18 protein-coding genes are annotated in these 21,813 nt (G+C 65.6%); 11 read left to right on the top strand and 7 right to left on the bottom strand.

All coding sequences use genetic code 11. The annotated features are described in order from the left end of the window. Positions 1–142: 142 nt before the first annotated feature. Entirely contained in the window at positions 143–2,110 is a 1,968-nt protein-coding gene (locus HB681_RS05110) for an alkyl sulfatase dimerization domain-containing protein (RefSeq protein WP_213953890.1), read from the bottom strand. Positions 2,111–2,279: 169 nt separating this feature from the next. On the opposite strand from HB681_RS05110, the gene HB681_RS05105 reads away from it, so the two are divergent. Both HB681_RS05105 and HB681_RS05100 read left to right on the top strand, forming a co-directional pair. Next, a complete protein-coding gene (locus HB681_RS05105; RefSeq protein WP_213953682.1) occupies positions 2,280–3,215 on the top strand; it encodes a LysR family transcriptional regulator in 936 nt (311 codons plus the stop codon). 348 nt (positions 3,216–3,563) lie between these two features. Beyond that, positions 3,564–4,556 (top strand): tripartite tricarboxylate transporter substrate binding protein, encoded by a 993-nt coding sequence (locus tag HB681_RS05100; RefSeq protein ID WP_213953681.1) that lies wholly within the window; start codon positions 3,564–3,566, stop codon positions 4,554–4,556. Positions 4,557–4,844: 288 nt separating this feature from the next. On the opposite strand, the gene HB681_RS05095 is transcribed toward HB681_RS05100, so the two are convergent. Then, positions 4,845–5,756 (bottom strand): LysR family transcriptional regulator, encoded by a 912-nt coding sequence (locus HB681_RS05095; RefSeq protein ID WP_213953680.1) that lies wholly within the window; start codon positions 5,754–5,756, stop codon positions 4,845–4,847. A 161-nt stretch (positions 5,757–5,917) separates the two neighbouring features. On the opposite strand from HB681_RS05095, the gene HB681_RS05090 reads away from it, so the two are divergent. The 8 genes from HB681_RS05090 (at position 5,918) to HB681_RS05055 (ending at position 14,619) form a co-directional block, all read left to right on the top strand. Next, complete coding sequence (locus HB681_RS05090; protein WP_213953679.1) at positions 5,918–7,879, top strand: TRAP transporter large permease subunit; 1,962 nt, start codon at positions 5,918–5,920, stop codon at positions 7,877–7,879. A gap of 18 nt (positions 7,880–7,897) precedes the next feature. Continuing rightward, positions 7,898–8,923 (top strand): TRAP transporter substrate-binding protein, encoded by a 1,026-nt coding sequence (locus HB681_RS05085; RefSeq protein WP_213953678.1) that lies wholly within the window; start codon positions 7,898–7,900, stop codon positions 8,921–8,923. Then, on the top strand, positions 8,920–9,726 hold the full coding sequence (locus HB681_RS05080) for an aldolase/citrate lyase family protein (protein ID WP_213953677.1): 807 nt from the start codon (positions 8,920–8,922) through the stop codon (positions 9,724–9,726). The genes HB681_RS05085 and HB681_RS05080 overlap by 4 nt, the downstream gene beginning before the upstream one ends. Next, positions 9,723–10,460 carry a dienelactone hydrolase family protein gene (locus tag HB681_RS05075; protein WP_213953676.1) on the top strand — a complete coding sequence of 246 codons (738 nt, stop codon included), beginning with the start codon at positions 9,723–9,725 and terminating at the stop codon, positions 10,458–10,460. The genes HB681_RS05080 and HB681_RS05075 overlap by 4 nt, the downstream gene beginning before the upstream one ends. Positions 10,461–10,464: 4 nt before the next feature. Then, positions 10,465–11,445 carry a D-2-hydroxyacid dehydrogenase family protein gene (locus HB681_RS05070; protein WP_213953675.1) on the top strand — a complete coding sequence of 327 codons (981 nt, stop codon included), beginning with the start codon at positions 10,465–10,467 and terminating at the stop codon, positions 11,443–11,445. Positions 11,446–11,545: 100 nt separating this feature from the next. Beyond that, a complete protein-coding gene (locus HB681_RS05065) occupies positions 11,546–12,304 on the top strand; it encodes a fumarylacetoacetate hydrolase family protein (RefSeq protein WP_213953674.1) in 759 nt (252 codons plus the stop codon). Between the two features lie 28 nt (positions 12,305–12,332). Beyond that, the gene (locus HB681_RS05060; protein WP_213953673.1) at positions 12,333–13,703 is read left to right on the top strand and encodes an aldehyde dehydrogenase family protein; all 1,371 of its coding nucleotides are present in this window, start codon (positions 12,333–12,335) and stop codon (positions 13,701–13,703) included. Positions 13,704–13,764: 61 nt separating this feature from the next. Continuing rightward, entirely contained in the window at positions 13,765–14,619 is an 855-nt protein-coding gene (locus HB681_RS05055; protein WP_213953672.1) for an NADPH-dependent oxidoreductase, read from the top strand. 657 nt (positions 14,620–15,276) lie between these two features. Here HB681_RS05055 and HB681_RS05050 read toward each other — a convergent pair. The 5 genes from HB681_RS05050 to HB681_RS05030 all read right to left on the bottom strand — a co-directional run bounded on the left by HB681_RS05050 (position 15,277) and on the right by HB681_RS05030 (position 20,471). Then, positions 15,277–15,618 (bottom strand): hypothetical protein, encoded by a 342-nt coding sequence (locus tag HB681_RS05050; RefSeq protein WP_213953671.1) that lies wholly within the window; start codon positions 15,616–15,618, stop codon positions 15,277–15,279. A 341-nt stretch (positions 15,619–15,959) separates the two neighbouring features. Beyond that, a complete protein-coding gene (locus HB681_RS05045) occupies positions 15,960–17,429 on the bottom strand; it encodes a CsgG/HfaB family protein (protein WP_213953670.1) in 1,470 nt (489 codons plus the stop codon). Between the two features lie 20 nt (positions 17,430–17,449). Next, a complete protein-coding gene (locus tag HB681_RS05040; protein WP_213953669.1) occupies positions 17,450–18,166 on the bottom strand; it encodes a hypothetical protein in 717 nt (238 codons plus the stop codon). Then, complete coding sequence (locus HB681_RS05035; RefSeq protein ID WP_345944625.1) at positions 18,163–19,371, bottom strand: hypothetical protein; 1,209 nt, start codon at positions 19,369–19,371, stop codon at positions 18,163–18,165. Before HB681_RS05035 ends, HB681_RS05040 begins: the two co-directional genes overlap by 4 nt. Next, positions 19,290–20,471, bottom strand: coding sequence for a hypothetical protein (locus HB681_RS05030; RefSeq protein ID WP_213953668.1), 1,182 nt, complete (start codon positions 20,469–20,471; stop codon positions 19,290–19,292). The genes HB681_RS05035 and HB681_RS05030 overlap by 82 nt, the downstream gene beginning before the upstream one ends. A gap of 233 nt (positions 20,472–20,704) precedes the next feature. Between HB681_RS05030 and HB681_RS05025 the strand changes: the two genes are divergently transcribed. Continuing rightward, positions 20,705–21,625 (top strand): LysR substrate-binding domain-containing protein, encoded by a 921-nt coding sequence (locus tag HB681_RS05025; RefSeq protein ID WP_213953667.1) that lies wholly within the window; start codon positions 20,705–20,707, stop codon positions 21,623–21,625. Positions 21,626–21,813 lie beyond the last annotated feature (188 nt).

Below are 21,813 nucleotides of genomic sequence, written 5' to 3'. Positions count from 1 at the left end.
GGAGAGCGTAAAGCAGGAAAATCTGGTTGCTAATTCGCATTACTAAATTGCTAATGCGGATTATCAAAAGAATCACCTGCGATTCAAGCGCCGAGGCGGGAGGGATTTCCCGCCCCCCAGCCGTCCCAGGGAAGACGCGCGATCAGTCCACTGCCACGCGCGGTTCGACCACCTTGAACATCGGATCGAAGGTGTCCAGCATGCCGAGCAACTCGCCCAGCTTGGCCCGGTTGCCGTCGATCTTCACCAGCCCGGCCTGCACGGCCTCGGGGAAGGTCGTCTGCTTCAAGGTGATGGCGTCGAGCGTGGCGCGCGCTAGCGTCACCGTGGCATCGGCGCCGGCATCCTGGCGACTGCTCAAGTGCGTCAGCGCCGAGTTCTCCAGGGTCAGTACGAAGGTCTGCTTCGAGTCGGTGAAGTTCCAGTTGATCACCATCGACTTGCCTTCGGCCTTGGTGGCGTCGAGGCGCACGCCGAGGAAGTCGAAGAACAGGTCGTTGCTCACCGCCTTCAGCGTGTCCGCGTTGACGCTGCTGCCGCCGCTGATCTTCGGCACGCCGGTGCGCAGTTCCATCGCACCCACGAGGTAGGCGCTGCGCCAGGTACCGGCCTCGGATTGATAGCCGAGCTGCTCCAGCGCGTTGGCGCCCAGTTCGCGCGCCGCCTTGTTGGCCGGGTCGGCGTACACGACCTGGTTCATCGCGCTCGCGACCCAGCGGTACTCGCCCTTCGCAAAGTCGTCGCGCGCCCGCGCGACCACCGCGTCGGCGCCGCCCATGTACTGGATCGTCTTGCGGGCGTAGTCGACCGGCGGCAGCGGGTTGAGGTTGGCCGGGTTCGCGTCATACCAACCCAGGTACTTCTGGTAGACAGCCTTGGCGTTGTGGCGCAGCGTGCCGTAGTAGCCGCGCGTCGACCATTCCTGCTCCAGGCTCGCGGGCATCTTCAGCGTCTCCGCGATCTCCTGCCCGGTGTAGCCCTGGTTCAGCAGGCGCAGCGACTGGTCGTTGATGAACTTGTACATGTCGCGCTGCTTCTTCATCAGCTCGACGATGCGGCCCTGCCCCGCGGTCGGCCAATGGTGCTGGGCGATAAGGAAGTCGGTCTTGTCGCCCCAGGTCACGCGGGCATCGTCGATGTACTTGGCCCACAGGTTGCCGTCGCGCACTTCGGCGCCGCGGATGGTGTAGAGGTTGTGCATGGTGTGCGTCACGTCCTCCGCCATGTTGAGCACGCGGAACTGCGGCAGGTACATCAGCATTTCCGACGGCGCCTCGGAACCTGGCACGAGCTGGAACACCACCTCCACGCCGTCGATAGTGCGACGTTCCGTGGGCTTGTCGATGGTCGATGTCGGCGCGATCAGCGTGATGCTGCCGCGCGCCAGCGCCTTGCCGAGGCCGGTGTCGACCTGGCCGCGCGGGCCCGGCGGCAGCAGCGAGCCGAACTGGTATTGCGCGCGGCGGCTCATGGCATTGCCGGCGAGGATGTTCTCTGCCACGGCGGTTTCCATGAAGCCACCCGGCGCGATGACCTGTACCTTGCCGGCGGCCACGTCCGCATCGGTCGTGACGCCCTTCACGCCGCCGAAGTGGTCGCCATGGCCATGCGTGTAGATCACCGTGCCCACCGGCTTCCTCGGCCGATGCTGGTAGTAGAGGTCGAGCGCGACGCGTGCTGATTCGGCAGTGAGCAACGGGTCGATGATGATCAGCGAGGTGTTGCCCTCGATGATGGTCATGTTCGCGATGTCGAAGCCGCGCACCTGGTAGACGCGGTCGGTCACCTTGAACAGGCCGTGGATCGCGTTGAGCTGCGCCTGGCGCCACAAGCTCGGGTTGACGGTATCGGCCGCCTCGCTGCTCTTGAGGAATTCGTAGGGCTTCATGCTGAAGACCGGGCGCGTTCCGGTGCCGGGCACGAGTGCGTCGGGCACCGTGCCGATGAAGCCGCGCATCGCGTCGTCGAAGTCCTGCCGGTTGTTGAAAGGCAAGGTCTTCGCCATGTCGGCGTTGGCCTTGAGCGTGGCCGGCTCCGCCGGGCTGGATGCGCCTTGCGCGAAGGCAAGCGAGGCGCTCAGGGCGCATGCAACGGCGACTGCCGTGGCCAACCATGGGGTGCCTGACGGCTTGATCCTGGGGGTTGTCTCCGTCGAACGGTGCAGTGTGAATTTCACGTCGATTCTTTCTGTTGCGGGGTGTTGAATGGCTGAATTTTCTGCAGTGCACAAATAACTGTCCAATGCAAAATATGCTTCTCCTTTTTACCTATTTCGCAAAATGCAGCTGCGCCAGCTTCGACACCTCGTGGCCCTTGCCGAGCGCGGCAGCTTCGGCGGTGCAGCCGAGGCCAGCCACCTCTCTCAGCCCGCGCTGTCGCGCAGCATCGAAAACCTGGAAGAGAGCCTGAAGACCCGCCTCGTCGACCGGGCCTACGGCACGGTGCGCTTTACCGCAGCGGGTGAACTGGTGCTGGCGCGTGCGCGCGAAATGCTGGCCAATGCGGCTCAGATCCAGCGCGACGTGCTGAAGCTGGACGGGTTGCTGATGGGGAGCCTGCATGTCGGCCTCGGGCCCTTCGCGGCCGCCACGCCGGGCCGGGCGGCGCTGGCACAGCTGACCCGCCAATACCCTCAACTCACGGCACGTGTCGAGGTCGCTGACACGATCACGCTGTGCGAGCGGCTCCAGCGTCGCCAGATCGACCTGTTCATTGCCGACACGCGCGACCTGGTCAAGCAACCGGGCTTGAAGATCGAGCGACTCCCCAATACGCCAGTGGCTTTCTTCGTGCGCGCCAGGCATCCGCTCCTGAAGCTGAAGCGGGTGACGGTCGACCGGGCGATGGACTTTCCGATCGCAAGCCCGAACCTGCCGGGCATTGTCACGACGCACTTCGACAGCCTGTCCAGCCGGACAGACCGCGCCTTCTTCAACGTGGCTTGCGACGATTCCGAAACCCTGCGGCACCTGGCACTGGAGGCGGACGCTCTGATCCTGATACCGGTGGCCAGCGTGGCAGCCGGCAAGGCCGCGGCATTGCTGCCCGTGGTCATCGAAGGCCAGGCCAACATGCTGACCCGCTACAGCCTGGTGACGCTGGCTGCCCGCACCTTGTCACCCGCCGCCAATGCCTATGCGCAACTGGTGCGCGAGACCATGACGCCGGTCGCTCCTGCGAGCCAGGCGGCTGGTCAACGAGTAGCGCTGCAATGAGCCGCCAACGCGCCAAGTTGTGTCCTCGCCCCATCGCACGACTCTCGTCGGCCTTGTCGGACGGGCTGAACTCGCCGTTCTACGGCTGACGTCACCCGGCGCGAGGTGACGTAGCGGAGTCAAGCACCCACCTCACGTACACGGTACGGATGGGGAGACAGGCACAGCAGTCGACGGCAACGAAGTTCGGCACACACACTGGCTCTGTAATTTCGGGATATCGACTTGCGAACCTGGGACGCAGGCCGTTGGCGTGAAAAGCGAAGTGAATGGCACGTTAAGCAAAGCGGTGTCCGGACAGCGGGGCGAAGATCCGGCCCTTCGAAAACACTACGACACGAGACACCCATGCCCCATTTCGCCATCAGCCGCCGCCACGCGCTGGCCGCTGCCGCCTGTGCTTTGCTGGCCGCGCCGAGCGCTTTTGCCGTCAACGCCTCTGCCTGGGTCGACAAGCCCATCCATCTGGTCGTGACGGGGCCGGCGGGCGGCTCGGCCGACGTGTTCGCACGGCTGGTGAGCGATGCCCTCGCGGCGGAAACCGGCCAGACCGTGGTGGTGGAAAACAGGCCCGGCGCGGGCGGCGCGATCGCCATCAAGTACATGCTGTCGCAGCCGGCGGACGGCCTGACGCTGGTGGTGTGTGCGAGCAACGTCCTCACCGAAGTGCCCCTGGTGCTCAAGGGCGGCTTCGACCCGCTGAAGGACGTGAAGCCCATCGCCGCCGTGGCCAAGGGCACGTCCGTGCTCGTGGGCTCGCCCACGCTGCCCGCGTCGGACGTGAAGGGACTGGTGGCCTACCTCAAGGGCAAGCCGGGCCAGTTCGGCTTTGCCTCGTACAGCCCCGGAACCAGCTCGCAATACGCGGGACTGATGTTCAGCAAGGAGGCGGGGCTGGACCTGCAGCACGTGCCCTACCCCGGCTCGCCCCCGGCGCTGGTGGACGTGATGGCGGGCCGCATCCCTCTCATGTTCGACGGACTCACCACCTCCAAGTCGCTGATCGACAGTGGAAAGCTCAAGGTGTTCGCCGTGGCATCGAAAGCGCGCTCGCCGCAATTGCCCAATGTGCCGACCATGACGGAACTGGGCTACCCGGATCTGGTGTTCGGCAACTGGATGGGGGTGATCGCAAGCAGCAAGATGGCTCCTGAACTCGTCCAGAAAATCCACGCTGCCTTGGCCCGTATCGGCGCTTTGCCGGCCGTGAAGCAGCGCCTGCTGGCCAACGGCTTCGACCCCATCGAAGCCCAGCCTGTCGACAAGCTGGGGCAGGCGGTGCGCGAAGAATACGACCGCAATGCAGCCATCGTGAAGACCTACGACATCAAGCTGAACTGAATCGTCCTGGGGCCTTGCGGCGCGTCGGACGCCGACGCCGAAGTTCCGCGTTCCCAGCCAGCGGTAGCAGGCGCCACACCAGGGGTCTTACCGGTGGAGCGCACGTCGTGGCGGAGCAAGAAGCCCTCGGGCTGATGGCGGATGGCGGGCCCGTAGACGACTGTGTACCGCGTCGTCGAGGGGAAGACAAAAAACGGCGGGCACCTCACTGCAGACCAGGGCCCGTAATCAACTGCCTGCGCCAGTGGGCTGTCACGCGCCGACTGGCGGGGAGATTTCAGCAGGCTGTCAGGCCACGTCGCCCAGGAAAAGCTTGTGGTGTTCGATCAGTTCCCGGGTCAGGTCCACCAGGGTCCTCAGCCCGGGGCCGAATTCGCTGGTCTGATAGCAAATCGAGACGTTGTGGGGTTCGATCTCGGGCTTGACCGGCAGGCGCTTGACGCGGAAAGACTCCAGTTCGGCCTGCATGACGCGAATGGGCAGCAGCCCCACGCCCAGCCCCTGCAGCACGGTTTGCACCGTCACCCACAGCGAATTGCAGGTACTGACCCGTTCCGGCGTCACCTGTGCGCTGGCGAACCAGTTCGTTGCCGTGGCATGCAGCCGCGCAGTGGGCGGGCTGATGAACAGGTGCAGCGCGCAGAGATCTGCCGGCGTGTAGGTTTCGCGCGTCATCGCGAAGCTGGAATGGGCGAACCAGCCGAAATGGTTCTTGCCCAGGCTTTGCTGCGTCACGTGCGCGTCGACGTTCGGATCGGAGACGATGGCGATGTCCAGTTTCTGCTCGTTGAGCATCTGGCTCACCGTGCCCGTGTCGCCGACGAAGATCGAGGTGCGGATCGCAGGGTAGTAGTGCTCCAGCCGACGCACCAGGTCGAGCACCGAGATCATGGCGAAGCTCTCGTTCATGCCGAGCCGCAGGAGGCCCTTCAGCGGGTCCCGCGTGCGGAAGCGCTGCACGATTTCGCCCACCGTGCCGAGCGTGCGGTCCGCGTATTCGATCAGTGCATGGCCTTCGGCCGTCATGCTGATGCGCGGGCCATTGCGCACGAACAGCTGCACGTTCAGCGCGCTCTCCAGTTCCTTGATACGGGTCGACACGCTGGGCTGCGTCAGATGCAAGTCCATCGCCGCGGCATGGAATGTGCCCAGGCGCACGATCCGCTCGAAGGCCTTGAGCTGGTCCAGGGTGACGTTCATGATCGAAATATTCTATTGTTACCCCCTCCAAGAATTGACTTTTTTTTATATGAATGAGAGGTCAATATTCGTCCCAGGCCCGCAGAGGCCTTGAAGCGGATCCCCAAGGAGGCGCACGCAGGAAGCTGCAGCGCCAACGTTCGGTGCACGAGGAGACAAAGATGAACAAGCTGGAAGGCGCCCTGGTGGCGCCGGCATATGGCGACCGCACGTTTGCAGCCGCCGCCCAGCCCGCGGACGCCGAGGCCGTACCGTCGGCCCACGTGGCCAATAGCCAGGCGGCCCGCCACCAGGACCTGCTGCCGCCGTGGATGAAGCGGGTCGACCGCGGCGTGCTGTGGCTGCTGAACGTGACCCTGGTGCTGCAGGTGCTGCTGGTGTTCGCCGGCACCATGGCCCGCGCGATCTTCCATTCGTCGGCCCTGATGGGCATCGACGAACTTTCGCCGTTGTTCCTCGTCACGCTGGCCTTCCTCGGCGGTGCAGTGGCCTACAGCCGCGGTCAGTTCATCGCCATCAACCTGCTGGTCGACCGGCTGCCGGCACAGTGGCAGGAGATCCTGCGCGGCGCGGCCGAGTGGACCGTGGTGCTGGTGTCGCTGCTGATCGGCGGCTATTCGGTGCCGCTGCTGCTGGCCACGATGCAGGAAAAGACCGTGCTGCTCGACATCTCGTACGCGTGGATGACGCTGCCCATCACCGCCGGTGCGTTTCTCTTCGTGCTGCATGCCGGTGCGTCGCTGCTGGCGCGCAGCTGGCGGACCCGGCTGGCCGCCACCGCCCTGGTGGGGCTGCCGATCCTCGCCTTCCTGGCAGGCAGCGCGTTCCTGGGCGCCAACCCGAGTGTGCTGTATGCGCTTCTGTTCCTGATGTTCTTCGGCCTGACGGCCATTGGCGTGCCGGTCGGCTTCGTGCTGGCGGTGATCGGCATCGCCTGCGTGCAGGCCATGGGCTCGGCCGACATGGTGTCGGTGGTGGTCAACGCACAGCGCGGCTCGGGTGGCTTCATCTTCCTGGCCCTGCCGTTTTTCATCCTGGCCGGTTTCATCATGGACCGGGCCGACGTCGGGCTGAACATCGTCGAATTCATCGGTGCGCTGATCGGCCATCTGAAGGGCGGGCTGTTGCAGGTGATGATCCTCGGGGTCTACATCTCGTCTTGCATCTCGGGCTCGAAGGCGGCCGACATGGCGATGGTCGGCCTGCCGATGAACAAGAAACTGCAGGCCCATGGCTATGCGCCGGAAGAACGCGCCGCGCTGCTCGCGGCCTCGGCCGCCATGGCCGAATCCGTGCCGCCAAGCATCGCGCTCATCCTGCTGGGCTCGGCCACGTCGATCTCGACCGGCGCGCTGTTCATCGCGGGGCTGATCCCCGCGGCCACCATGGGCCTGTGCCTGATGCTGGTGGTGCGGCTGCGCGCCGGCTCGGCCCGCTGGACGCCGATTCCCCGGGCGCCCGCCAGGGTGGTGGTCGAGAAGGGCCGCAAGGCGCTGCTGCCGCTGATGATGCCGGCCATCCTCATCGGCGGAATCGTCGGCGGCATCGGCACGCCGACCGAGGTGTCGACCTTCGCCGTGCTGTACGCGCTGGGCCTGGGCCTCATCAACCGCAACATCAACCGCAAGAGCTTCTGGGAGATCCTGACCCAGGCCTCGCTGCTCAACGGCATGGTGTTCTTCACGGTCAGTGCGGCCACCATCTTCTCGTGGGCGCTGACGCTCGAAGGCGTGACCACCGCCATCGCCGGCTTCGTCGCCGGCCTGGGCGCAGCCACCTTCCTGCCGGCGGTGATCATCATCACCGTGATGCTGGGTGCGCTGCTGGAAAGTTTCGTCACGATCGTGATCCTCGCGCCGCTGTTGCTGCCAGTGGCGCAGCAGCTCGGCATCGACCCGCTGCACTACGGCATCGTGATGGCGCAGTCGTTCGGCCTGGGCGTCATCCTGCCGCCGATCGGCATTGCGCTGTACGTCGCCTGCGCGATCTGCGGGGCGAAGGTCGAACTCGCCACCAAACCCATGATGCTGTACCTGTCGGTGCTGCTGGCCGGGCTGTTGCTGGTGATGTTCTTCCCGGCCATCACCACCTTTCTTCCGCACCTGCTCGGATTCAAGAGCTAAGACCACCAAGGAGACAAGTTGAACGCCTTCAACCCCACCCAGGCGCTCGCCAGCCGCGTGCGCCGCCATCTGCTCGGCGCCGCCGCCGGCACCGCGCTGGCCGCCGCGCTGCCCTTTCCAGCCGCTGCGCAGGCCACCACCAAGCGCATCCGCTTTGCCCACACCGCACCGCTGATGCACGGCTGGCACCTCTGGGCCGAGCAGTTCAAGAAAGGCATCGAGGCCAGGACCGGCGGCAAGATCCAGGTGCAGATCTTTCCCAATGCGCAGATGGGCAACGAACGCGACACCGGGCAGGCCGTGCGCAGCGGCGCGCTGGAGATGGGCGCGATCGGCGTCGGCCTGAGCAACTGGGTGCCGGAGCTGGCGATCACCGACGCGCCCTTCCTGTGGAAGAGCCGGGCCCAGGCCTATGGCGCGTTTGGCGGTGCGTTCGGCGCCGAGTTGGCCAGGCGCTGCATGGACAAGGGCTTCGTGCTCACCGGCTGGACCGACCTGGGCTTCCGCTGCATCACCAACAACAAGCGCGCCGTCACTTCGGCCAAGGACCTGCAGGACCTGAAGATGCGGGTGCCGGTCTCCAAGGCCTACATCGCGATGATGCAGGCCATGGGCGCGTCCACCGTGGCGGTGGACCTGAGCGAGCTCTACCTTGCGCTGCGCCAGGGTGTGGCCGACGGGCAGGACACGCCGCCTTCGGTGGTCAAGTCGAACAAGTACTACGAGGTGCAGAAGTTCGTCACCAAGACCGACCACGTGCTGACCACCGGCTACACCATCGCCAACCCGAAATTCTTCGCCAGCCTGAACCCCGACGAAAAGGCCGCTTTCCTGGCCGCGGCCACGGAGGCCGACAACTACCTGCGCGACTACACCCAGAAGGACGAGTTGGAGGCCTACGCCTTCCTCAAGGCCCAGGGCATGCAGGTCACGCTCGACCCGGACGCCGAATCCTTCCGCAAGGCCTGCGCGCCCGTCATCGCCAAGCTGCCCGAACTCTTTCCACCCGACCTCGTCAAGATGGCCCAGGCCACACCCGTATGAACAACGACACCTTCCACATCGACCCGCTGAAGATTCCCAACCACGTCAAGCGGGCAGCAGCCTCGGGCGATGCGATCCGCGGCGTGCACCTGACCTTTCCCGCGCCCACGGTGATCGAGGTGCTCAGCGCCGCCGACCTGCAGTTCATCTACATCGACGGCGAACACGGCTGCTTCGACGGGCGCGACATCGAAGCCGCGTGCATGGCGGCGGAACGCCACCGGCTCACGCTGATCGCGCGCGTGCCCGACCTGTCGGCAGGCACGATCACGCGGTTCATGGACCGCGGCGTGAAGGGTATCGTGGCGCCGCACATCGAAACCCTGAAAGACGCGCGGCAGGTGGTCAACGCCGCCTACTTCGGGCCGATCGGCGCCCGGTCGTTCGGTGCCGGCCGGCCCGAGCACGGCATGCGCATCGGGGATCGCACGACCTACATGCAGGCCTGCAACGATGCCGTGTCGGTCTGCCTGATGCTGGAAAGCCGCGCCGGCCTGGCACTGGCCGGCGAGCTGGCCGCCATCGAAGGCGTGGACTATCTGAGCTTCGGCATGCTCGACCTGGCGCAGGACATGGGCCACCCCGGCCGCGCCGACCACCCCGAGGTCAAGGCCGCCGTGGCCGACGCCACGCGGCGCATCGTCGCATCGGGCAAACGCGTGCGCGAACACTTCATGAAGTACGTGTGGATCAACGAGGTGATCGTTTCCGGCGCCCGGCAGATGCTCGACAACTGGACCGCCACCGTGCCCTACGGCGGCACCGAGGCCGCCGCGCTGGCCACCGCGGGAGCCGCGCGATGATCGAGAGGGACGCACTCATCCCGACCAAGTACGGCAGCATGCCAGTCTTCGCGGCCTGCCCGTCGGCGCCTGGGCCGTATCCCGCGGTCATCCTCTACATGGACGCGCCCGGCTTTCGCGAAGAGCTGCGCAACATGGCCCGGCGCATGGCCAAGCACGGCTACTACTGCCTGCTGCCCGACCTCTACTACCGCCTGGGCACGCTGCGTTTCGACGTGTCGCGCCGCACCGAGGCGATGTCGGTGCTGATTCGCGGCGCGATGCGCAGCCTGTCCAACGCCGAGGTGGTCGACGACACGGGCGGCATGATCGCCTTCCTCGACGCGCAGGAGCAAGTGAGCCCTGGCCCGATCGGCTGCGTGGGTCACTGCATGAGCGGGCCCTTCGTCACCACCGTCGCCGCACGCTTCAGCCGCGTGCGGGCCGTGGCCTCGCTCTACGGCGTCGACATGGTGACCGACAAGCCCGATTCGCCGCACCTGCTGGCCGCGCAGATCCAGGGCGAGCTGTACGCCGGCTTCGCCGAAGTCGACCCGAGCGTGCCCGCCCATGTGGCGCCCGATCTCAAGGCCGCGCTCGAGAAGGCCGGCGTGCGCCACGAGGTGGAGGTGGTGCCGGGCACACACCACGGCTACTGCTTCGCCGCCCGGCCCGACTACAACCCCGTCGCCTCCGAGGCCACCTGGGACAAGCTGATGGACCTGTTCGCCCGCAATCTCGGACGTGGAGCGTGATGCCATGACCCTTGCCAACCAATCCGACGTGCGCATCGCCGTCCTCGATGACTGGCAGAACGCCGCCGCCGGCAGCGCCGACTGGACCGCCCTGAAGGCGCGCGCCGAGGTGGTGTTCTTCGACAGACCCTTCGCCAGCCAGGACGAAGCCGCCCAGGCACTGGCCGCCTTCGACATCGTGCTGGCGATGCGCGAACGCACGCCGTTCCCGATGACGCTGGTCGAGCGCCTGCCGCGTCTGCGCATGTTCGCGCTCACCGGCTCGCGCGGGGCGCTGGTCGACATCGCCGGCATGGTGAAGCACGGCATCGTCGTCTGCACCACCGGCACCGGGCCCGGCGCGGAATCGACGGCCGAAATGGCACTGGCCTTGATGCTGGCCATCGCCCGCGACGTGCCCGCCGGAGACGCGGCGGCGCGCGCCGGCCGCTTCCAGCAGGGCACGCGGGCCGGCATGCTGCTGGCCGGCAAGACCTTGGGCGTGATGGGCCTGGGCAACATCGGCTCGCGCATGGCGGGCTATGGCCGCGCGCTCGGCATGAAGGTGCAGGCCTGGAGCCAGAACATGACCGCCGAGGCCGCCCAGGCTGCCGGTGCCACCCTGTGCGACAAGGCGCAACTGCTGGCCGGCTCGGACGTGGTCAGCCTGCACCTGGTGCTGTCCGACCGCACGCGCGGCATCGTGGGGCGGGCCGAGCTCGCGGCGATGAAGCCGGGCGCGATCCTGGTCAACACCTCGCGCGCCGGCCTGGTCGACGAGGCCGCGCTGACCGAGGCCGTACAAGGCGGGCGCCTGTTCGCCGCGCTCGATGTCCACCACCGCGAACCGCTCCCGGCCGGCTCGCCGCTGGCGGCCTGCCGCAACACGGTGCTCACACCGCACTACGGCTACGGCACCGCCGAGGTTTTTGGCGACTTCTACCAGCAACTCGTGGAGAACGCGCTGGCCTACCTGGACGGCCAGCCGATTCGCACGGTCGCCTGAAACCGATTGCCACGCGCCCGGCAGCCATCGCGCGCCGCCGCATGGTGCCAACCGATCACGTCATTGAAGTCATTGATTTGAGCAAGCACAGGAACCGGACATGACCATCACACCCCAGGCGCTCGAGGCGGCCACGCGCCAGCTCGTGCAGGCACGCGCGAGCGGCCAGCGCATCGCGCCTTTCGACGCGGCCATCGCTCCGACAACGCTGGCCGACGCCCATGCCATCCAGGACGCCACGGTGGCCCGGCTCGAGGAACGCGTGGGCGGCTGGAAAGTGGCCGCGCCTGTCGGGGGCCAACTGGCGCGCGGCGTCATTCTCGGTTCGCGGCTGTTGGCCAGCCCGGCCCGCCTGCCGTCGTCGCTCGTGCCCTTGCTCGCGGTGGAAGCCGAAATCGCCTTCCGTTTCGATCGGGGCTTGCCGGCGCGCGCCGCGGCCTACAGCCCTGCCGAAGTGGCCGATGCGGCCACCGCCGTCGCGGCCATCGAAGTCGTTGATTCGCGCTTCGCCGACTATGGCGCCGCGCCGCTGCTCGACCGCATCGCCGATTGCGTGTCGAACGGCGCCTTCGTGGTGGGCGAGACGCCCGCCGATTGGCGCGCACACGATCTTTCGAAGCTCGAAGTCACGCTGTGCATCGACGGCAAGGAGATCGTGCGCAGCGTCGGGGGCCATCCCACCGGCGACCCGATGCTGCGCACGGTCGAGCTGGTCAACCTGTTGCGCAGCGCAGGCGGAATCCAGCCGGGCCAGGTGGTCACCACCGGCACCTACACCGGACTCAATCGTGCCGGGCCCGGGCAAACCGTGACCGTCGATTTCATCGGCTTCGGCAAGGCCGAAGTCGCGTTCAGCTAGCCAGGATTCTTCCTTGAGGACACGTTCCATGAAAGCTCCCGTCTCTTCGTTTGACATGCTGCCCGAGGTCGCGCAGTTCCTGTCCGCCAGCCCCATCGCGGCCGTGGTGGGCGGGCAGGACGTGCCTGGCCTCGATGGCCAGACCTTCACCACGCTCGACCCGGGCACCGGCCTGCCGCTGGCCCAGGTGGTCGCCATGCAGGCGGCCGATGTCGACCTGGCCGTACGTGCCGCGGCCAGGGCCTTTCCGGCGTGGTCGGGCCTGCCGGCGAACGAACGCGCCGTCTGGCTGCACCGCCTGGCCGACGAGATCGAGCGGCGCAAACCTGTCATTGCGCAGATCGAGGCGCTGGACGCAGGCAAGATCCTGGCGCAGGCCGCGGCCGATGTTCAGGTCTGCGTCGACACGCTCCGCTACTTCAACACCATGGCCCTGCACTTGCAGCGCCGCAGCACGCTGGCGGTGCAGGGCCACGAGGCCTGGACCTTCCGCAGGGCCTGGGGGCCGTGCGGCTTCATCTTTCCATGGAACTTCCCGTTCCTGCTGATCGGCTGGGGCGTTTCGCCCGCGCTCGCGGCGGGCAACACGGTGGTGATCAAGCCCGCGGAAGACACGCCGCTCTCTGCCATCTACCTGGCGCGGCTCGCGCGCGAGATCGGCTTTCCCGATGGCGTGATCAACATCGTCACCGGCATGGGCGACCGGGCCGGCGCCGCGCTGTCGGCGCATCCGGGCCTGAAGCGGTTTTCGTTCACCGGCTCGCCCGAGGTGGGGCAACTGGTGGGCGCGGCCTGCGGTCGCAATCTGATCCCCTGCAAGCTCGAGCTCGGCGGCAAGGGCGCCGCGGTGGTGTTCGACGATGTGGACGTGGAAGACACCGCGCGCAAGCTGGCGGTGGCGATCACCACCCACAGCGGGCAGGTCTGCTGCGACGCGACACGCTGGCTGGTGCACGAGAAGATCTACGACCGCTTCGGCCAGAGCGAAGGGGCAGAAATGCTGCTGCCCGGCGGCAGGGCGAGCGTGCCCGGATACGACGGCTTCTACGTGAGACCCACGTTGATGGCCGGCGACTTGAAGAACGTCGCCGCGCGTGAAGAGGTCTTTGGCCCGGTGGCTTTCCTGGCCCCGTTCAGGGACGAGCGGCAGGCCGTCGAGATGGCCAACGACACCGACTATGGCTTGGCCAACAGCGTGTGGAGCAGCGACCTGGGCCGAGCTTCGCGCGTGGCCGAAGCCATGGTGGCCGGCAACAGCTGGATCAACGCCCACAACCTGTTCCCGCACGGCGTGCCCTACGGCGGCGTGAACCGCAGCGGCACAGGCGGCGGCGTGAACAGCCCGGAGACGCTGTACGACTACTGGCGCAGCCAGTCCGTCGTGCGGCCGCTGGCATGAGCGCCGCGCCGGGCCGCCCCAAGCAAGCTCGCACCGCAGCGCGCAGCGCGGAGGTTGCCCAATGAGCGCCGATCTCTCCGCGGAGCGTCACTGGTGGCAGGCGGTCGCCGCGCGCTATGGGCTTGCGTCGTCCGATGCGCTGGCCCCGACGGCCCCGGCTGCGCGGCCGAACGCCGTGCTCGAGTCGCTGCTGGCGCACCGGTCGGTACGCGCCTACAGCGACAGGCCACTGCCCGCGGATTTGCTGCAGACGCTGGTGGCGGCGGGCCAGTCGGCCTCCACCTCGTCGCATTTGCAGGCCTGGAGTGTGGTCGCCGTCGAAGACGCGGCGCGCAAGGCCCGCCTGGCCGCACTCGCCGGTCGCCAGGGCCACGTGGCCGAGGCGCCGTTGCTGCTGGTGTTCCTCGCCGATCTGTCGCGCCTGCGCGGGCTGGGCACCGCCCGGGGCCTGCCCGGGGATGGGCTCGGCTATCTCGAGAGCCTGGTGGTCGGGGTGGCCGATGCGGCCCTGGCCGCGCAGAACATGGTGGTTGCCCTCGAATCGCTGGGGCTGGGCTGCTGCTACATCGGCGCCATGCGCAACCAGCCGGAAGCCGTGGCGCAGGAGCTCCGCCTGCCACCGGAATGTTTCGCGGTCTTCGGCCTCTCGATCGGCTATCCCGACCCGGCCGTCGACAGCGCAGTGAAGCCGCGACTGCCCCAGGCCATGGTGTTGCATCGGGATACCTATGCCGCGCCGGCCGCGTCGGGCTATGCGGAATTCGACGAACGCATGAAAACCTTCCAGCGCGGCCAACGCATGCCGGAGGCGGGCTGGACCGCGCCTGCCGCGGCCCGGGTGCGCGGGCCGGACGCCATGTCCGGACGCCATCTGCTGCAGGCGGCCCTGAAGCGCCTGGGCTTCGGGCTTTCCTGATAACCACGCAACCCTTTGAAGCGCCTGGAGGTCGCCGGGAATGCGGCATCGGCTCCGACGGATGCGTCGCTCGCGTCGACAGGCTGCCGCCAAGGCCCTGCGCGAGGCGCAGTGCCCGCCATGCCGGAGCCGCTGGTACCCGTTCGCCAGTGCAACCCGACATGGCAAGTGCATGTACACCAACGGATTCGGCAACAGGACGCCTGGCGTGAAGCCCGATGCCGATGGGGTCTGGCACTGCATGTCCAGCGTGATGCACCCAGCAAGGAGCGCAAGTCGAACTGGTTGCCTGCACCGGAACGACCTTTACCCCGCGCGCTCACATGCCGCGTCCGGACCTGCTCAACGGCGTCAATGCGCATGGCTGCGGCGCGCATATGCTCTGCCGGCCTTTCTGTGCCCGGTAACTGTGACACTGCTGACCCAGCCCTGGCCCTGCATGTCGCCTGCCATCGGAGGTAGGTTCCGAGGCAGACCGGTCGCACATCGGACAGGGGGCGAAGCCAGCTTTTCGTGACCGCCGTCGTTCACCGTGAAAACTCGAACAGCCGCAGCCAGTCTTGAACCGCCAGTTGGTGGGTGGAGGGGCGCCGGGCGGTCGCAGGCCTCGGTGAATCTCCGGCCGCCGCGCGCACTCGCTCGCATTCTTCCCGAATGTCAGCACGAAACATCTCGTCCTTCCGAGACGTTGTCCATCTCGTCAAGCTGAAGTGCCCGCCTGACGGCCAGCCCCTCTCGATCGGCCGTCTGCAAAATGTGGTTGACGAGGTTCGATGATCGCTTCACGCGCGATCCGGCGTTCGCCGTTCGCGGTTCTTTGTGAGGAAACTGGGAACCCAGACTGCATTGTCCAAGGCCAGGCGCGTCGAGCCAGCCATGCTGCTCGGCCAACGCGTGCAGGTCCGCCAGCTTGTGGCGGCCCATGCAATGACTTCGCGCGATCTCCCGCTCGGAGGCGCCCCGATGCATCTGTGCAAGGGCGATTCGGTACTGGAACATCTCGATTCTCCTTCGGCTCATCGCTGCCTCCGTGGGGGACTTCACGAGTCGCCACTTCAGCACGCAACAACCCATTCAGATCGAGGCGCCCTTCAACTCCACTGGCTCCAATATGCCGAAAACGAGCTGGCTCCATTACGGCGGAAATCCACTGGCTCCTTTATGCCGAAAACGAACTGGCTCCCATGTGCCGAAAGATGACAACCGGTTTGAAGGGTAGTGCCGACATGGCCCGAAGGGGCTCAAGCGGCGGCGCGATCTTGGCGTCCGAGGCCGATCGAGCGGCAGCAGTTAGATGGGCCGGAACGGAGCTCTGGGCCCGGCGGTCCCGCCGAGCCAATTCACCATTTGTCGTCGGTCTTCGGGGGCGCCACCGGTGCGGCTGGCAGTGCAGGACGGGGCTGGACAATCTTCGGCGAGGGCTCTGCGCCTGCCACCAGTGCCGCGGGAACGGCAGCCGAAGTCGCGCCTGGCGCCTCACCTGCTGCGGGGGCCGCGGCCAGCTCTGCCTTGGCCACTGCGACCCCTTTGAGTTCGTTGCGGAGTTGAAGGCCGCCCATCGGGAGCAGTTCCAGATTCGAGCGAACGTTCTCCAATCGGCCATAGGACAGGTTCGGGGTCACGCGCTCAATCACGAGTTCGCAGCATGGCTGCTCGACACGTCCCAAACTTTGGCCCGTCTGCGGGTCCTTCATCTCGGCGCCCATGGCGGCCATCTGGTAGCGGCTGCCTTCCTTCAAGGCCTGGCCGCCCTGACTCAATACGACGTTCGTTCCATCGCGCGAGACGACAGTCACCGGGAAGGTGCTTTGGAGCACGGAGGTCACCACCTGGTTCACCAGGTCAGTGGTCATGTCCTCCAGAATCTTCTTGGAGTCCACGCCGGCACTCAGCGTGGTCGGTGCCAGCGAAGGCGCCTCGCCGCGCAGCGAGTCCGAAGCCATCACCTGCCGGGTCGCAACATTCACCAGCTTCTCGGAAATGGCCCATCCTCCCGAATAGCTCACGAGCTCACGGTCGCTGGTCTTGAGTTGACGTGCGTGGCGGTTGTACGCCAGGCTGCTCACGCGGCCGCTCCACACGATGTCGGCGCTTGCAGCCTGGGACAGCTTCGCCAACTCGGCGCCAGGCGCCTGGCCAGTCTTGATCATGTCCAGCTCGCCCTCCATGTCCGGACTGAGTTCGCGGTCCAGCACCGCGAAGCGTCCGGTCTGCACCAATGCGTCGCTGATGCGCTGGCGAATGGTGGCGCCGACCTCGGCTGAAGCTAACGTACGGTCACCCATCGGCAAACCAGGGCTGTCGAAGCGAATCTGACCAACGACCACCTTCACCTTCTGCATGTCTGCGGAAGGACTGAACTTGGCGATCTGGGCTTCGATGGTCGCCTTGTATCGCTTGCCAGCCAACGCGGACGGCTCCTGCAATTCAACCAGCTTGAAATTCTGGATCACACCGCCTGAGCGCTGGGCCACAACCTCCGCAAAGGCGTTGGCACGCAGCGATGCCGCGTCCTGGTTGAGACTCACGTCCAAGCCGTATTTGGCTGTGACGGTCGCAGACTGAATAGCCGCACCATTGACCTGCAGCAGCGCCAGCTTCATTGCTTCGGTCACAGCCTCGCCGGCCGAGGCACCGAAGCCTTGCGCAGTCGTGGTGACGTTGCCGACCTTGCCCACATCGGGCATGGGCGGAGCGACGTTCGTTGCAGCCGGTGGCGACGCAGCGGGCGCCTTCCCAGGTTCTTGCTTGCCGCAAGCGGTCAGAAGGGTCGCCGCGGCGACCGCGGTCACGCACAGAAGGTAGCGCATCAGGCGTACTTCCTTGCTGATCAGAGAGCGTTCGCTGCGGCGCTGGCATCCGACGGCAACGGAATGCCGCTGGACTGGGCGAAGGCCACTGCGTTCTGCATGGCACCAGAGACATGCGTCATCGCCTCGGGGAACTTCGTGACGACATAGACAGCCGATAGCAATTTAGGCAGTTGCAGGGGAGAAGCGCCCTTGATGCTGCTGCTCATGTGCGACACGTCCTTTCCGACGCCGACGTACTGGGTCAGGCCGGCGGCCAGCAGCACCAAGCCTTGACCGTAGATGGACTTCGATTGGGCGTCCATGGCGGGCTGGGTGGCAATCTTCTTGGCGACCAGGTCGGTTGAAGCGGCCACCGCCTTGTTGGCAGCTTCGGCGCTGTCCTTGGTTGCGCCTTCCTTGAAGCTGTCCGCTTCAGCCTTCACCTTGGCCGCCTCGTCCTTCAGGCCGAGCGCCTCGGCCAGTTTGGCATTGGCATACAGCACGTCCTTGCTCGCCGCGATGTAACCACGTACGAGGGAATCCTGCTGGCCCGACAGGTCGGCCACCGGCGCTGCGCCTGCGGAGTTCGTCACGCCTGGAATCGAGGGCAGCGAGAACTGGGCATGCGCGACGTTCGCAAGGCCTGTCGCGAGGAAGGCGGCGGCTGCAATGGCGGTGTGAATCTTGTTCATTTTTGAGGTTCCGGTTGGATTTTGTTGACAGGGGAAAGAAGTTTCTGGATCGGGAGGGCTCACTGCATGCGCAGGGCCGTGATCTGGCTGGTCAGTTCGCGTGCAGCACTGTTGGCGGCCAGCTTGAGTGCGTTGCCGCGTGCCTCGTCTTCCGACGGTCCGACGCCTGCGTACTGCACCGGGCCGACCGCGGCCTTGGTTTCAGGGAAGGCCTGCGTTACATCAAGCAGCTTGGCGTTGACAGTGACCGACACGCGCACGAGGCCGGTGGCGGGGTCCTTGTCGGCGGACCCGACATCCAGCGTGCCATAGGCCAGGTACGGCACCTTGGCATTGCGCATGCCTGTGACCATGGCCTGCAGCGTCGTCGACTTGAGGTCGTCACCCGATTGATAGTCGTTCTCGACGTTTGCGACTTTGAAGGCGCCACCAGACATCGGTTCGACATAGGCCGCTTCGGCGACGCGAAAGCCCGCCTTGCTGAACATGCCGGTGAAGACCTGATTCAGGTTGGCGCTCGGGATGAGGCGAAAGGTCGCCTCGCTCGCACGCTTGACGGTGCTGCCACCGGTTTCGACCGTGTGAGTGCGGTTGGCCGCAATGTCGGTCTTGCTGGAGGTTGATGCGTTCGTGCGAATCTGACCGGCACTGATGGACTCGCCTTCGACGCCCGTTTTGACGTTCGCCTCGGTTCGACCACCGCTGACGCTCTCGTCGACGCGCTTGTAGACCCGGTCATCGAAGGACTTCACGGTGGCCACTTGGCGTGAAACGAACACGAAGGCCAATGGTGACTTCTCGGTAGCGCCAGCCTTGGCGACGGCCGAGTTCGATTTCACAAGGTTGCGCAGGTTGGCCACGTTCAGCGCCACGCGAACTGAGACCGTGTACTGCTTCTTGTCGGTGCTGGTTTCCTCTCCCAGGACGGTGGATTCCAGGATGTACCGGTCGGGGTTGGCCAGGATCTTTTCGCGCGCGGCGTCGAAGTTCTCCGATTCCGACTCTCCGGCCTCGGCGTAGTAGAACTCCACCGCCTTGAGCTGAGCCGCCTGGGTTGCCTTGGCCTTGTCCTCAGCCGAGACGCTCCAGCCCTGGTAGACGACGGAAGCCTTGCCGCGTGCCTGCTGGACCTGTGCCACAGAGGTGATGGCGAAGCACGCCAACGCGGCCGCCACGAACGTACGAATTACTTGCATAGCTGAATCATTTCCTTGGTTTTCAGGAGTTGGGAGTCGATGTCGGAAGCCGATGCGGCGGCCTTGAGCCACGAGGCCTGGTCCTTGCCAGCCATCGCTTCGGCCACGCGCCGGAAGAGCGCGTTCCAGGAGTCGTAGTACGCAGGGAAGTCATCCACGAAGGTCTGCGTTGCGGGAACCACCTTGGTCTCACCGTTCTTGAACGACGAGTTCAAGTAGCTGGTGCCCATGCCCGGCAGTTGAATCTTCACAGTGGCGAAGGTGCCGTAGATGAAGCTGCTGCCCGCGGCGACCTGGCCGAACTGGACCTTCTTCACATTGGTCAGGTCCACCGAAATCGCGTAGTCCGGCTCGGGCAGCTTGAGGTTGAAGACCGTCCCATCCGAGACGCGCATCGGGAACACGCCTCCGACCGCATAGCCCTTGGTGTACGGGATGATGGGAACGCCGGCATGGGTCGAAATCGCCTCGCTCAGCATGTCCGCAGCCCAGGTCTCCATGACCCCGGGACTTTCCTTGAGGTAGTCGGGCAAGCTCGCAGCGACCGCGTCGCTCACCGTGACGTCGGTCACCTTGAGGTAGCGCGGAACCTGGGAAGGAATGCTGGCGTTCGCCAGGACTTCGGCATAGCGCGCGAAGATGCCTGGTTTTCCTGCGGCACCTTCATAGACGCTGCGCACCCTGGAAAGTATTTCTTCATGGGTCGGTTGCCGGTCAAAGACATCGATGTATTCAAAGCTGATCGGGTACGAGCGGATGACCGTTTGAGTCTTGAAATCGAAGAAAAGCGCTTGCCCGCGGACAAGGACGAACAGCTTGCGCAGTTCGCCGAAGGTCTCGACAGACACAGTCTCGGCGTTCACGACGAGGGAGGTGACGAGAGCCTGGTCGCGCCCCTTCAACTCGTCGATGAGGCCCGGAAGTACTTCGAAGTTGCGCGGAGGGGCTTCGGCGATTGCGGCACGAATCCGGGCGTCGGCCCGTCTATCCGTACTTTCGAGGCGTTTCTCGTACTCGCGCGAAAAGGGAAAGCGCTTCTCAAGGGACGCAGCGTCGCCGGCGTAGGCCAAGCCGGCAAAGGCGACTTGGGTGCCCTGCGCGGACGCAGCCATCGGCAGCAACGCCGCTGCCGCCAGCAAGCTTGCGCAAAGTGCGCGAATGAAACGTCTCAAGGGAGTCTCCAGTTCAGACAATGGGTTTTCGCTGCCGGTACGAGCGTTGGTTCAGAAGGTTCCGAGTGCGCCATCGTGGCGACGCAGCGCCGGGTGCGGTATTTGTTGTTCATTGGGTCGAGGAAAGGGGTGGTTGCATTGGTGTTGTCCATCTCCAAAGCAGGGCCACCGGGGCTAGTCTCGGCTCATCGAGAGATAATGTCTAATGGATAGTTCTTACATCAGATATTCACATGATCAATCTCAGAAGTGTCGATCTGAACCTCTTGCCGGTCTTCGAGGCGGTCTATGAGGAAAGCAGCCTGACGGGTGCTGCGCAGCGTCTTTCCATGAGCCAGCCTGCCGTCAGCAATGCCGTGGCACGCTTGCGAACCGTCTTCAACGATGAGCTGTTCGTTCGTCACGGCAGAGGCGTGCATCGAACCTCTACCGCGGACGCTGTCTATGCGAAGTTGCACGGCGCGCTGGGCACGCTGCGCGATTCGGTCTCGGACGCCCGCGGCTTTGACCCGAAGACGTCGAGAAGATCCTTCTTCGTCAGCGTGTCGCACCCGCTGGGGCCATTGCTGGCCGTGCGCCTGCGCGAGCGGCTCGTGACCGCTGCGCCGGGAATACAGGTTTCCTTCAGTACCCGATCCAGGCCCGTCGACCTCGAGCAATCACTGCGAGACGGCCGCTTCGATGCCGCAGTCGACTGGCTGGTGCCGGCAGGCAGTCATTTCAATGAACTCGCGCTCTTCGAGGACGCCATGGTGGTCGTTGCGCGCCGCGACCACCCTGTGGCCCTGAAGGTTCGCCAGGAGGCGGATTTGAGATCGCTGGAATTCGTAGGATTGCGCCCTCGCATCGATGGCGACAGCCGCGTGCCCGGCCTTCAGGAATGGTTGCGCATGAAGCTGAATTTCGCGATCGAAGTGTCGGAAATACTGGAGGTCTTGCTGCTCACCAGTCAATCGGACCTTGTTTGCCTGGTCCCCAAGAGCATGCTGAAACTCGCGCGCGATGCTTTCCAGCTTCGTGCACTGCCTGTGCAAGTCACAACGAGAACGTTCCCCATCAAGTTGGTCTGGGCAGCGAGCAAGGGGGCTGATGCTGGACAGGTGTTCATTCGCAAGCAGATCGAGATCGCGTCTCGCGCCCTTACGGGCCGTTGAGCTGTGCGCAAGGCGGCCTGCAGGCCCCCCCTGCTGTGGTCTGGGCGTCGGCGCGAGCGATGCACGACCACGACGGAGGGCAGATGTCGCACGACCCTAAACATGAACCGACCTTCAGTCGCAACTCAGCTTCAAAGGCTTCGACGCAGGCGGAGCCAAAACGCCGACTCCCATTCGCCCCCCGATCC

The sequence above is a fragment of the Variovorax sp. dw_954 genome, assembly GCF_018449755.1.
Classification (GTDB): domain Bacteria; phylum Pseudomonadota; class Gammaproteobacteria; order Burkholderiales; family Burkholderiaceae_C; genus Variovorax.
Note: the sequence above shows the minus strand (reverse complement) of the source record. Positions and strands in the feature narration are given on the sequence as shown.